The sequence below is a fragment of the Falsiroseomonas sp. E2-1-a20 genome (assembly GCF_051433195.1).
Classification (GTDB): domain Bacteria; phylum Pseudomonadota; class Alphaproteobacteria; order Acetobacterales; family Acetobacteraceae; genus Falsiroseomonas.
Genome location: NZ_JBHMFT010000002.1, coordinates 407,178 through 419,018 on the forward strand (window position 1 = coordinate 407,178; position 11,841 = coordinate 419,018).

The 11,841-nt window shown below is 72.8% G+C and carries 13 protein-coding genes; 10 read left to right on the forward strand and 3 right to left on the reverse strand.

From position 1 onward, the window contains the following. The first annotated feature begins 13 nt into the window (after window positions 1-13). The 7 genes from ACFHPP_RS04445 (at window position 14) to ACFHPP_RS04475 (ending at window position 6,593) form a co-directional block, all read left to right on the forward strand. Window positions 14-811 (forward strand): TrmH family RNA methyltransferase, encoded by a 798-nt coding sequence (locus ACFHPP_RS04445; protein ID WP_437162052.1) that lies wholly within the window; start codon window positions 14-16, stop codon window positions 809-811. Beyond that, window positions 808-2,082: a flavin monoamine oxidase family protein gene (locus ACFHPP_RS04450; protein ID WP_437162053.1), complete on the forward strand. Its 1,275-nt coding sequence runs from the start codon at window positions 808-810 to the stop codon at window positions 2,080-2,082. Before ACFHPP_RS04445 ends, ACFHPP_RS04450 begins: the two co-directional genes overlap by 4 nt. A gap of 43 nt (window positions 2,083-2,125) precedes the next feature. After that, window positions 2,126-3,214 (forward strand): ABC transporter permease, encoded by a 1,089-nt coding sequence (locus tag ACFHPP_RS04455; protein WP_437162054.1) that lies wholly within the window; start codon window positions 2,126-2,128, stop codon window positions 3,212-3,214. Next, on the forward strand, window positions 3,211-3,984 hold the full coding sequence (locus ACFHPP_RS04460) for an ABC transporter ATP-binding protein (protein ID WP_437162055.1): 774 nt from the start codon (window positions 3,211-3,213) through the stop codon (window positions 3,982-3,984). The genes ACFHPP_RS04455 and ACFHPP_RS04460 overlap by 4 nt, the downstream gene beginning before the upstream one ends. After that, window positions 3,984-5,000 (forward strand): MlaD family protein, encoded by a 1,017-nt coding sequence (locus tag ACFHPP_RS04465; protein ID WP_437162056.1) that lies wholly within the window; start codon window positions 3,984-3,986, stop codon window positions 4,998-5,000. Before ACFHPP_RS04460 ends, ACFHPP_RS04465 begins: the two co-directional genes overlap by 1 nt. Before the next feature lie 8 nt (window positions 5,001-5,008). Further along, complete coding sequence (locus ACFHPP_RS04470) at window positions 5,009-5,605, forward strand: ABC-type transport auxiliary lipoprotein family protein (protein ID WP_437162057.1); 597 nt, start codon at window positions 5,009-5,011, stop codon at window positions 5,603-5,605. A 343-nt stretch (window positions 5,606-5,948) separates the two neighbouring features. Further along, a complete protein-coding gene (locus ACFHPP_RS04475; protein WP_437162058.1) occupies window positions 5,949-6,593 on the forward strand; it encodes a DUF2939 domain-containing protein in 645 nt (214 codons plus the stop codon). 8 nt (window positions 6,594-6,601) lie between these two features. Here ACFHPP_RS04475 and ACFHPP_RS04480 read toward each other — a convergent pair whose 3' ends face one another. From ACFHPP_RS04480 to ACFHPP_RS04490, 3 genes are read right to left on the reverse strand one after another with little or no spacing between them, the layout of a single operon-like run. Continuing rightward, window positions 6,602-6,793, reverse strand: a complete 192-nt coding sequence (locus ACFHPP_RS04480; RefSeq protein WP_437162059.1) for a DUF2783 domain-containing protein — start codon at window positions 6,791-6,793, stop codon at window positions 6,602-6,604. Next, complete coding sequence (locus tag ACFHPP_RS04485) at window positions 6,790-8,394, reverse strand: FAD-dependent oxidoreductase (RefSeq protein WP_437162060.1); 1,605 nt, start codon at window positions 8,392-8,394, stop codon at window positions 6,790-6,792. The genes ACFHPP_RS04480 and ACFHPP_RS04485 overlap by 4 nt, the downstream gene beginning before the upstream one ends. 4 nt (window positions 8,395-8,398) lie before the next feature. Next, window positions 8,399-9,403, reverse strand: a complete 1,005-nt coding sequence (locus tag ACFHPP_RS04490) for an MBL fold metallo-hydrolase (RefSeq protein WP_437162061.1) — start codon at window positions 9,401-9,403, stop codon at window positions 8,399-8,401. Window positions 9,404-9,607: 204 nt separating this feature from the next. Between ACFHPP_RS04490 and ACFHPP_RS04495 the strand changes: the two genes are divergently transcribed. From ACFHPP_RS04495 to ACFHPP_RS04505, 3 genes are all read left to right on the forward strand, one after another. Continuing rightward, a complete protein-coding gene (locus ACFHPP_RS04495) occupies window positions 9,608-10,345 on the forward strand; it encodes a Crp/Fnr family transcriptional regulator (protein WP_437162062.1) in 738 nt (245 codons plus the stop codon). A 77-nt stretch (window positions 10,346-10,422) separates the two neighbouring features. After that, complete coding sequence (locus ACFHPP_RS04500; RefSeq protein WP_437162063.1) at window positions 10,423-11,058, forward strand: hypothetical protein; 636 nt, start codon at window positions 10,423-10,425, stop codon at window positions 11,056-11,058. After that, a complete protein-coding gene (locus ACFHPP_RS04505) occupies window positions 11,055-11,831 on the forward strand; it encodes an FkbM family methyltransferase (RefSeq protein ID WP_437162064.1) in 777 nt (258 codons plus the stop codon). The genes ACFHPP_RS04500 and ACFHPP_RS04505 overlap by 4 nt, the downstream gene beginning before the upstream one ends. Window positions 11,832-11,841 lie beyond the last annotated feature (10 nt).

The window sequence follows — 11,841 nt, forward strand, 5'->3', positions numbered from 1 at the left end:
CCGCGACGCCGAATTGCGGCCGGAGCTGCAGAACACCCCCCGCCCGCCGGTGGAACCCGGCCAGGTGCCGGTGCGCGGCTGGCGGGATTCGGATCTCGACCGGCTCTGCGGCCCCGCCGCCGCGGCGGCCGCCTTCGCCGTGCGGCCGGATTCCGTGCTGCGGCTGTTCTATGCGGCGACCCGGCGGCGGGAAGTCGGGCCGCTCTGCGCCATCATGGCCCGCACGCGCCGCCCGTACCGGGAGGTAACGCCGGAGGAACTGGTCCGCATCGCCGGTACGGAACACCATGGCGGCGTCGTCGCCGTGGCGGTGCCGCGGGAAGTGCCGGCGCTGGGCGCCGGGCCGTTCCCGCCCGCGCTGCTGGCGGCACGCGTGCTGCCGCTGCTGGACGGCATCGGCAACCCGCATAATTTCGGCGCCATCGCGCGCTCCGCCGCCTTCTTCGGCTGCGCCGGGGTGATGCTGTCCGACGATCCGCGGCAGTGCCTGCCTTCCGATGCCGCCTACCGCATCGCGGAGGGGGGGCTGGAACATCTGGCCCTGTTGCGCCTGGCCAATCCGGCGGTGGCGCTGCGGGCGCTGGCGCCGCGCTTCACCACCGTCGCCGCCGTCGCCGCCGGCGGCGTCGCGCCCGAAGCCCTGCCGCGCGGAAAACCCTTCGTGCTGGCCCTGGGCAACGAGGAGCTGGGCCTGCCCGGCCTGACGGCGGCCGCCTGCGCGCATCGCGTCACCCTGCCGGGCAGCGGCCGGGTGGAAAGCCTGAACGTCTCCGTGGCGGCGGCGGTGCTGATCCACGCCCTGTCGGCTTGACCACGGAGGTCGATGTCCTCGTCATCGGCGCCGGTGCCGCCGGCATCGCCGCGGCGCGCGCGGTGCGGGCGGCCGGCCGCAGCGTGGTGGTGCTGGAGGCGCGGGGGCGGGTCGGTGGCCGCGTGGTGACGGACCACCGCCTCGGCGTGCCCTTCGACCTCGGCGCCGCCTGGCTGCACAATGCCGGGGACAACCCGCTGGTCCCCCTGGCGGACCAGCTTGGCGCCAGGCTGGTGGATTCGGACGCGCTGCGGCAGGAACGCACCCTGGTCGGCAACCGCCCCGCGACCGAGGCCGAGCGCGCCGCCTACGACGCCGCCTGGGATGATTTCGCCACCCGCACCGAGGCCCGCGCCGCCGCCGGTGGCCCGGATTGCAGCGTGGCGGAGGCCGCGCCGCGCGGCGGGCCCTGGGATGCGACGGTTTCCGCCTGGCAGGGCGACATCATCGCCGCCGCGCCGCTCGACCGCATCAGCCTGCGCGACTTCGCGGACACCGCCCTGAATGGCGGCAACCGCCTGCCGGAACAGGGTTTCGGCACGCTGCTCGCCCGGCTGGCGGAGGGGCTGCCCATCCGCCTGTCCGCCCCCGTCACCCGGCTGTCCTGGGGCGGGTCGGTGGCGGTGGCGGAGGGCGCCTTCGGCACGCTCCGCGCCCGCGCCGTCATCGCCACCCTGCCCACCGCCGTCCTGGCCGCGGAGGCGCTGCGCTTCGACCCGCCGCTGCCGCCGGAGGTGATGCAGGCGGCGCACGACCTGCCGCTCGGCACCGTCGCCAAGGTCGGCTTCCGCGGTGCGGATGGCCTGGGGCTGCCAGCCTTCACCTCGGTGGATCGCCAAATCCGGCCCGGCGAGCCGCTGGTGGCGATGAGCGCCCGGCCCTTCGGCCGCGACATCCTGGCCTGCCATGTCGGCGGCGACGCCGCGGCGGCGCTGGAGGCGGAGGGCGACGCGGCGCTGGAGGCGTTCATGCGGGCCGAGGTCACCCGTCGCTTCGGCGCCGAGGCCGCGAGGACGTTGCGGGATGGCACGATCGTGACCGACTGGCTGCGCGACCCATTCGCGCGCGGCGTGTACAGCCATGCCCGCGTCGGGCGGGCCTCGGCCCGTGGCATTCTCGCGCAACCCCTGGCCGGCGGCCGGCTTTGCCTCGCCGGCGAGGCCTGCCACGCGCGGCTGGCGGGAACCGTCGGGGGCGCCTGGTGGTCCGGCGAGGCGGCGGCGCGCGCCGCGCTCGCTGCATTGCGGCAGCGCTCCGAAGCGACCACTTGATGCTGTGGCAGTCACAGGGGCTCGGGCGCTGGCGGATGGTCTGATGGTGCGGGAGGCGGCGGGCGAGCGCGTTTTGGCGCTGTCCGGCCGCGTCGATACGCCGGCCGCCGCCGCGATGTGGACCGGGCTGATGGCGGAGGCGCGCAAGCCCGGCGGCCCGCTGGTGCTCGACCTGTCGGCGGTGGAGGCGGTGGATACCACGGGCGCCACGATGCTGCTGACTGCCGAATCCACCAGCCCCGAGGGCCGCATCGAGGGGGCCAGCCCCGGCGTCGCCGCGGTGCTGGACCGGGTGCGGGTGGCGCTGGCGGCGCCGCGGCCGAAACTGGTGCCGTATCGCTTCTCGCCGCTGTCCGGCGTCGGCCGCCGCGCCGTCGGCGCGCTGCGCAACGCCGTGGATGCGGTGGCCTTCGTCGGCGAGGGGCTGGTGGTGCTGCTCGGCACGCTGATCCGCCCCGGCCGGCTGCGCTGGCGCGAATTGCTGCGCCACCTGGACGAGGCCGGCACCAAGGCCTTCGGGCTGGCGGTGCTGCTGGGCTCGCTGCTCGGCGTCATCCTGGCCTTCCAGTCGGCCATCCCGCTGCGCCAGTTCGGCGCCGAGGTCTTCGTGCCGAACCTGGTCGGCATCTCCCTGCTGCGCGAGCTTGGACCGCTGATGGCCGGCGTCGTGCTCGCCGGGCGCACCGGCTCGGCCTACGCCGCCGAGCTCGGCACCATGACGGTGAACGAGGAGGTGGCGGCCTTGCGCATCATGGGCATCGACCCGATGGCCCTGCTGGTGCTGCCACGCGTGCTGGCCGGGATGCTGGTGATGCCGGTGCTGTCGCTGCTGCTGACCCTGGCGGGGCTCGCCGGCATGGCGATGATCATGGGGCTGCTCGGCTTCCAGTTGACCACCGTGGGCCAGCAGCTCGCCGGCGCGCTGTCGCTGACGGACCTTCTGGGCGGGCTGTTCAAGGCGGCCGCCTTCGGGCTCGCCATCGCCATCATCGGCTGCCGCGCGGGCCTCGGCGCCGGGCGCGGGCCGCGCGCGGTGGGCGATGCGGCGACGTCGGCCGTGGTCGGCGGCATCGTCGCCATCGTGCTGCTCGATGGCGCCTTCGCGGTGCTCTACGAAAGGCTGGGCATTTGAGCGAGGACGCACCCCCGACCAGTGTGCCGGCCGTCATCGAGGCGCGCGACCTGACCGCGCGCTTCGGCAGCAACACCCTGTTCGAGCATGTGAGCTTCGACGTGCAGCGTGGCGAGGTCTTCGTCATCCTCGGCGGCTCCGGCTGCGGCAAGTCCACGCTGCTGAAGCTGATGATCGGCCTGGTGCCGCCCGCCGCGGGCCGTGTCGGCATCCTCGGCACCGATGTCTGGTCGACCGAGGGCGAGGGGCGGCTCGACCTGCTGAAGCGCATCGGCGTCATGTGGCAGCAGGGCGCCCTGTTCGGCTCTCAGACCCTGCTGGAGAATGTCGAGATGCCGCTGGCCGAGCACACCACCCTGCCGCCGGACGCACGGGGGGAGGTGGCGCGCGCCAAGCTTGGCCTGGTGGGGCTGTCGGAAGCCGCGGCGCGGCTGCCCTCGGAGGTCTCGGGCGGCATGCTGAAGCGCGCCGGCATCGCCCGCGCGCTGGCGCTGGACCCCGCCATCCTGTTCCTGGACGAGCCCTCCGCCGGGCTGGACCCGATCACCTCCGCCGGGCTCGACGAGCTGATCCGGGACCTGTCGCGTTCGCTCGGCACGACCTTCGTGGTGGTGACGCACGAACTGGCCTCGATCCTCGCCATCGGCGACCGCTGCATCATGCTGGACAAGGAGGCCAAGGGGATGATCGCGGAAGGCGACCCGCGCGAGCTGCGCGACCACGGCACCCACCCCACGGTGCGCGCCTTCTTCCGGCGGGAGGCCGCGTAATGGGCGGCGGGCGCATGCTCTATGCGCGGGTCGGCGCGCTGGTGCTGGTCGGCATCGTGCTGGCGGTGGCCTTCGTGCTGTTCCTGGCCGGCGGGCGCGGCCTGCAGGCGACGGAGGTGTTCGAGACCTATTTCGAGGAATCGGTCCAGGGCCTCGATGTCGGCGCGCCGGTGCGCTACCGCGGGGTCGCGATCGGCCGGGTGACGCAGATCGGCCTGGTCGCGGCGGAATACCCACGGCAGGCGGGCACCAGCTACAGCGCCGGCTTCCAGCGGGTGTTCCTGCGCTTCGCCGTCGACCTCGCCCAGGTCGGCGAGACGCCGGACCTGGCGGAGGCCGTGCGGCTCGGCCTGCGGTCGCGCATCACGGCGCAGGGCATCACCGGCGTGAACTACCTCGAGCTGGACTTCGTCAATCCGGACCGCTTCCCCGTGCCCAACCTGCCCTGGACCCCGCGCAACCCGGTGATTCCCGGCGTGCCCTCCACCGTGGCGCAGGTGACGAATGCGGCGGAGCTGCTGATCTCGCGCCTGGCCGACCTGCCGGTGGACGAGATCACCCGCGACATCGCCGGCCTGCTGTCCAACCTCAACAGGCAGACCGGGGATGGCGACCTGGCGCAGGTGCTGCGGGAGGCGGCGCTGACCATGACCCTGCTGCGCAGCACGGTGCAGGACAGCGACCTGGCCGGGGCGGTGGCCGAACTGCGCGCCGTGGCCACCGATGCCCGCGCCCTGGTCGGCAGCCCCGAGATCCGCGCCGCGCTGCGCAGCGCATCCGGCGCCGCGGCCGAATTGAACCGTGCCGCGCAGCGCATGCCGCAGGCGGTGGACGGCTTCGAGCGCACCATGCGCTCGGCGCGGGAGACCACCGTGGACATCCAGGCGGAGCTGATCCCCATCCTCATCGACCTGCGGGCCACCACCGCCAACCTGCGCGCCACCGCCGAACAGCTGCGCCGGGCGCCGTCCCAGCTTCTGTTCGGCGCGCCGCCGACCCCGGATCGCCGCCGATGAACCGCCGCATGCTTCTGTTGTCCGGGCTCGCGCCGCTGGCGCTGTCCGGCTGCTCGATCCTGCCGGACCGGCCGGACGTGCCGGTGCGGCGCTTCCCGCTGAACCCACGCCGGCCGAGCACAGCTTCGCCGCCTGCGCGTGGCCGCGTGCTGCTGGTGCGGCGGGTGCGGGCGGTGCCCGGCCTGCAGGATTTCGGCCTGCGCCGGATGCGGCCGGACGGCGCCTACGAGATCCTGCCCTATGAGGAGTGGCTCGCCCCGCCCGGCGACCTGGTGGATGCGGCGCTGCGTGGCTGGCTGCAGGATTCGGGGCTGTTCTCGGCCGTGGTGGGGCAGGGAAGCCGGGCCGAGGCCGACCTGGTGCTGGAAATGCAGCTGACGGTGCTGGAGGCGGCCCCGGCCGCCGGGCAGGCTCGTGCCGGGCTGGCCGGGGTGCTGCTGCGGGAAGGCCGCGCCGGCACCGGAATCATCGGCACGCTGGAAGCGCAGGCGGAGGCGCCATTGGCCGCCGATGCCCGGGCGCCGGAGATGGCGGCCGCAATGTCGGCGGCGCTGGCCCTCGCGATGGGCCGGCTGGAGGCTGATCTGGCGCGGCTCGCGCGCTGACCAGGCCAGGCTTCACGCGCGTTTGACCGCGGCTCGCAGGGGCCGCGGTTTTTTCATGCCACGGGAGCATGATCGAATACCAAGGACATTCCCGGAAATAAGACGGCGTAGGCTGTCTCGTTCATCCTTTTCCCATCTCTGGACGTCATTTTCCGAAACCTGAGAACCAGAGCGTTGTGTCTCCCGCCAGGGGACGTCCCGGCCCGCCGATGCCACCCAGGCACGACGACACAGCCAGGACGTTTCCTGACAAGATACGCAACTTAAGGTTGTCTTACAGTCTGGAAAATCCGGTGTCGCAACTTTAACTTGTGGTCAGTCCATGCGCACACGGAGTGCCCTCGTGGCTTCGGATTGGAACGACGTCTGGGCGGAGTATGATGCGCGCCATCCGGCCTGTCCGGCCGTGCCGGCGCCGGCGGCCTATCCGCCTCGCCCCACCCTGGAGGTTCCGGATGCCCCGGTGGCGCGCCGGCGCCGGACCCGGCCGCTGCTGGCCCTGCTGGTGCCGATCCTCGGCCTGGCCTGGGTCAGCGCGCCCTACGCCACGGCCTGGCAGGTCGGCCACGCCATTGATGCGCTCGACCCCGCGCGGATGTCGCGCCACCTGGACCTGCCGGCCCTGCAATCGGCGGTGCGGGAGGGGCTCGACCTCGGCCCGGTGGCGACCGAGACCGGCCAGGCGGCCGCCTTCCTCCACGGCATGGCGCAGGACATCACCGCGGCCTGGGCCGAACCCGCCGCGCTGGCGCAGGTGGCGCTGGCGCGCGGCGTGACGCCCGGCGCGGCGACCGAGGCGCTGCGCCGCACCGTGCCGATCGGCCTGACCCGGTTCGAGATGCCGCTGCGCGGCCACGTCGCGCCGGTGACCCTGCATCTGGAACTGGCAGGCGATGCTTTGGCGCCGCGCTGGCTGGTCACCGGCGTGAAGCTCGACCGCATGCCGCCGCTGGCACCCGCGGCCCAGCGCTTCAGCGCGTTGAGGTAGCCAGCGCTTCAGCGCGTTGAGGTAGCCAGGGCCAGCGCCTGTTCCAGCACGCGGGCGTCGCCGATGTGGTTGGCCAGGATCAGCACCAGCTTGGCATCCAGCCGGCGCGACGCCGCCTCGTCCAGGTCGCGATGCGCCGCGACCAGCATGGCATAGGCGGCATCCGGATCGGCCAGCCGCGGCGTGGTGTCGAGGCTCATGTCACGGTCTCCCGCATGAAGGCCGCCAGCGCGGCGCGCACCGCATCCGGCCGTGGGGCGGCAAATCGGGCGGCGATGTGCTGGTCCGGCCGGATCAGCACCGCGCCGCCGGGTGGGGCGCCGTAGCGCGCGGCGGCCAGCCCGGCATGGTCCCACAGCGCGCCGGGCGTGTCCTCCGCCGTGACGAACACCGCCCGCAGCCCCGGCACCGGCGTCCAGACCGCGTCGAAGACGAGGAGCGAAAAGTCGCCACCCAGGTGGCGCAGCAGCCAGTCCGGCCGGCCGTCCCGCAGCACCGGCGCATCCGGCGCCGGCGTGCCGGGCACGGCGCCGCCGGGCCAGGGGCCGTCATCCGGGGCGTTCAACGGGCTGTCCGCCAGCAGGGCGGGGCGCGACAGGCGGCCGGAATTGACCATGGCGCGGGCGAAGGCGTGCCCCTCCGCCAAATCCAGCACGGCGTCGCGGTAGGCCCGCGCGGCCGGCGTCTTGGGCGTGATGAAGTCCGTCGCACGGGTCGAATGCAGGATGTTCTCCTCCGCCGCCGCGATGCGCTCCGCGTCGTAGCTGGCGAGCAGGGTCGGCGTGGCCTCCCCGCGCAGGGTGGCGGCCAGTTTCCAGGCCACATTGTCGGCGTCCTGCACGCCGCCATTGCCGCCGCGGGCGCCGAAGGGGCTGACCTGGTGGGCGCTGTCGCCGGCGAAGATGACGCGGTCGTGCACGAAGCGGTCCAGCCGCCGGCAGCGGAAGGTGTAGAGGCTGACCCACTCCAGCTCGAACGGCACCAGCGGGCCGAGCATCTCGGCGACCCGCGCCCGCACCCGTGCCGGCTGCGTCTCCACCTCCGGGTCGGCATCCCAGCCGAGCTGGAAATCGATGCGCCAGATGTCGTCGGGTTGCTTGTGCAGCAGCACGGACTGGCCGGGGTGGAAGGGCGGGTCGAACCAGAACCAGCGCTCGGCGGGAAAGGCGACATCGCCGGTGATGACGACGTCGGCGATCAGGAAGCGGTCGCGGAACACCTGGCCCTGGAAGGCGAGGCCCAGGCTGCGACGGATGAAGCTGCGGGCGCCGTCGCAGGCCAGCAGCCAGTCCGCCCGCAGCGTGTAGGCGCCGCCGGGTGTCGCCACGGCCAGCGTCGCGCCCGTCGCATCCGGGGCCACGGCGGTGACGGCGTGGCGCCAGCGCAGGTCCACGCCGGCGGCGACGCAGGCGTCCACCAGCCATTCCTCGACGTAGTATTGCTGCAGGTTGACGAAGGCCGGGTATTCGTGCCCGGCCTCCGGCAGCAGGTCGAATTCATAGGCCTGCCGGTCGCCGTGGAAGACGCGGCCGGTCTTCCACGTGACCCCCTTCTCCAGCATGCGCGCGCCGAGGCCGAGCCGGCCGTAGATCTCCAGCGTGCGCTTGGCGAAGCAGATGGCGCGGCTGCCGGAGGAGACGCTGTCCTCCTCGTCCAGCACCGTCACCGCCACGCCCTGCCGCGCCAGGTCCAGCGCCAGGGTCAGCCCGACCAGCCCGCCGCCCACCACCACGACGCGGCGATGGTCCTGGCCGGAGGCCGGCGGCGGCGGCGCGGCGTAGGTCGGGTTGGCGCGCGGCATGGGGCTACGGGTGGACCTCGGCGGATTTCATCGCCGTGCCGTGTTCCAGCGCCTGCCACATCGCCACGTCGCGCTCCGCGGTCCAGATCCGCGGGTGGTCGAGGCCCTTGGCCTCGTCGAAGGCGCGGGTGACGTTGAAGGGCATGCAGTGCTCGAAGATCACCCAGGCCCCGTATTTCGGGCGCAGGAAGCCCATGGTGTCGTCATAGACCGCCTTCAGGTCCCAGCCCTTCGCCACGCCCTGCTGCACCCGGGCGAACAGGTCGGAGGTGAAGGACCGCGTGCCTTCGATCGCCTCGGCGCAATCCGCCTTGGTCAGCAGCGCGCGGCCGCGGCCGGGCACCAGCTTTTCGGCGCCCAGCGCCGCCACGGCATCCAGCGTCGCCGACCAGTCGGCGAAATGCGCGTCGCCGCAATAGGGGGTGGCGCCGAATTCCACCGTGTCGCCGGCGAACAGCACCTTTTCCTTTGGCAGCCACACCACGGTGTCGCCCGCGGTGTGGCTGCGGCCGACGTGGATGATCTGCGCCTCCCGCTCGCCGAGCCAGATCGTCATCCGCTTCTCGAAGGTATGGGTCGGCCAGGTCAGGCCGGGGATGCTCTCCTTGCCGCGGAACAGGCGCGGGAAGCGGCCGATCTCGCTGTCCATGTCCTGCTGGCCACGCTCGACGATCAGGTCCCGCGTCACCCGGCTGGCCAGGATGGTGGGATCGCCCCCTGGTGATTCCCCTGCGGGGAAATACCCGCTCGCGCCGAGCACCCGCACCGCGTGGTAGTGCGTCAGCACCACCTGCGTGACCTTGCGCGGCGTCACCTGGGCGATGCGCGCCATCACGTCCCGCGCCATGGCCGGCGTCGCCTGCGCATCCACCACCACCACGCCATCCGGCCCGATGACGATGCCGGAATTCGGATCGCCCTCCGCCGTGTAGGCGTAGAGCCCCGGGCCAAGTTCGTCGAAGGACACCGTCTTGTCGGCCAGGTCCTGGGCCGAGGCGAAACCGGACATGCGCAGGGTCTCCGTCGTTTCGCCTAAACTCGGCCCGCCCGTATCGGCCTGCAAGTCCCGGCCGGCATGCCAGCCGCCGCAACCCGGTGCGCGCGGGGAAGGAGGCTGCGATGCCGTCTTTGTAGGTTCCCATCACGGGTAGGGGAGCCTAGGGTTGCAATCGTGGGACGGCACCCAATCCGCCGGCCCGGATGGCAGGACACCATGAGCCGCAATCCGAACCTGACCCCGCTGCCCGGCAGTTGCGCCGCCTGCACGGTACGCCCCTTCGCCCTGTTCCGCGTGGTCCCGCAGGCCCGCGTGGGGGAGATCGCCAAGGTCCGCACCGGGGTACGCCTGGTGCGGGCGGGGGATGCGATCCTCGACAGCGTCTTCACCCTGTATGCCGGCTGGGCCTTCACCTGGACCGCGACGCCGGATGGCCGCCGCCAGGTGCTGGATTTCCACCTGCCCGGCGACCTGGTGGAACGCACGGAGGATGTGGCGGAGGTCGAGGCGCTGACCGACGCCTCCTTCTGCATCCTGTCGCGGGAGAAGCTCTGCGCCTTCATGGGGGATGATCCGGGCCTCGCCCTGTCCTACGTCGAGGGGCTGACCCGTGACCGCGCCCGCATGCGCGAACGCCTGACCAGTCTCGGCCGGCGCGATGCCGCCGGGCGGGTGGCGCATCTGCTGCTGGAACTGCATGGCCGCCTGCTGCGCCGCGGCGGCGCGGACCAGCGCGGCGCGGCGGTGCCGCTGAAGCAGGCGCATCTGGCGGATGCGCTGGGCCTGTCCGTGGAACACGCCAACCGGGCGCTGGCGGCGATGCGCCGGGATGGCGTGGCGACCCTGGCCAAGGGCCGGCTCGCGATCCTGGACCGGGCGGCGCTGGAGGATCTGGCCGGCTGGGCCACGCCCACGCCGCCGGCCTCCATGGCGTTGCGGAGCCGGGCCGGCTGAACCAGGCGCGGGACGCGGTGGTTGAGGCGCCGGGGCGGCGCCGCTACCTTTCGGGGACGCAACCGGAAACCCGCCCCATGCCGCACCGGACCATCCTGCGCCGATTGTTGGGCCTGCTGCTGCTGCTGGCTTGCCTTGTTCAAGGCCGGCCGGCCCTGGCGCAGGGCGACCCCTCCTTCAACCTGGTCAACCGCAGCGGCCAGGTGATCCGGGAGATCTATGTCTCCCCGACCGATGAGCGCTACTGGGGCGCGGACCTGTTGCAGGCCCAGGTGCTGCCCAATGGCCGCAGCTTCGCGGTGCGCCTGCCACCCGCATCCGGGTGCCGGCAGGATGTGCGGGTGGTCTATGCCGATGGGCGGCCGGAGGAACGGCGGGCGCAGGACACCTGCCGCATCGCGCAGATGGTGTTCGGCGCGGCCGCGAATGCGGCACCCCAACCGGGATCGGCCGGCACGGAAAATCCCTCCTTCAACCTGGTCAACCATGGGGCGCTGAACATCACCGCGGTCCATGTCTCCCCGGTCGAGATGGATTCCTGGGGCAACAACCGGCTGGGCGACCAGTTGCTGACCCCCGGCCGGCACCTGCGGGTCCGGCTGCGCAGCGGTGAATGCGAGAACGACATCCGCATCGTCTGGGCCGATGGCCGGTCCGAGGAACGCCGCCGCATCGATACCTGCCGCATCGTCAACATGGTGTTCGGCCAGTGATCACCCTCGCCGGGCAGTACGGCGCGCTGCGCGCCCGCCGGAAGGCCGGGGCACCGCTGGATTTCGAGGCGCTGCTGCGCGGCTTCTATGCCGGCCTGCTGCGGCCGGGCGACATCGCGGTGGATATCGGCGCCTTCAAGGGCACCCACACCATGCCGATGGCGGAGGCCGTCCGCGGCGACGGCGGCGCGCTGCACGCCTTCGAGGGCAATCCCGAGACCGCCGCGGCGCTGAAGCCCTTCCTGGCGCGGCCGGGACGGGACCACGTGATCCTGCACGAATGCGCGGTGGGAACCCAGGATGGCAAGACCAGCTACGTCATGGCGCTGGACAGCCCGGGCTACAGCGGCCTGCAGCGGCGCGAATACGACCAGCCGAACATGCGCACCCGGCAGGTCACGGTGCGGACCGTGCGGCTGGACACGCAGCTCGGCCACCTGCCGCGGCTGCGCTTCATCAAGATCGACATCGAGGGCGGCGAATTCGATGCGCTGCGCGGCGCGGAGCGGCTGGTGGACCGCCACCGCCCTGCCATCAGCTTCGAGTTCGGCCAGCGCTCCTACAAGGCCTACGGCGTCGAGCCCGCCGCGGTCTACGACTGGTTCACGGCGCGGCGCTACATCCTGTTCGACATCATCGGCAACCCTCTGCTGACCCGCGAACGCTTCCTGCACGCCGATGCCACCCCCGGCCTCTGGGATTTCCTGGCGGTGCCGGAGGAGGTGCCGGAGATGCGCCGCCAGGCCCGCGCACAGCAGCAGCGGGCGGGCTGAAGCGCGCTCA

Bases quoted from the DNA above. Each gene is read 5' to 3' on its own strand.
- ACFHPP_RS04485 (WP_437162060.1), bottom strand. From the start codon at position 8,394: ATGCCGCGCGCCAACCCGACCTACGCCGCGCCGCCGCCGCCGGCCTCC.
- ACFHPP_RS04495 (WP_437162062.1), top strand. From the start codon at position 9,608: ATGAGCCGCAATCCGAACCTGACCCCGCTGCCCGGCAGTTGCGCCGCC.
- ACFHPP_RS04480 (WP_437162059.1), bottom strand. From the start codon at position 6,793: ATGAGCCTCGACACCACGCCGCGGCTGGCCGATCCGGATGCCGCCTAT.
- ACFHPP_RS04455 (WP_437162054.1), top strand. From the start codon at position 2,126: ATGGTGCGGGAGGCGGCGGGCGAGCGCGTTTTGGCGCTGTCCGGCCGC.
- ACFHPP_RS04465 (WP_437162056.1), top strand. From the start codon at position 3,984: ATGGGCGGCGGGCGCATGCTCTATGCGCGGGTCGGCGCGCTGGTGCTG.
- ACFHPP_RS04470 (WP_437162057.1), top strand. From the start codon at position 5,009: ATGCTTCTGTTGTCCGGGCTCGCGCCGCTGGCGCTGTCCGGCTGCTCG.
- ACFHPP_RS04490 (WP_437162061.1), bottom strand. From the start codon at position 9,403: ATGTCCGGTTTCGCCTCGGCCCAGGACCTGGCCGACAAGACGGTGTCC.
- ACFHPP_RS04500 (WP_437162063.1), top strand. From the start codon at position 10,423: ATGCCGCACCGGACCATCCTGCGCCGATTGTTGGGCCTGCTGCTGCTG.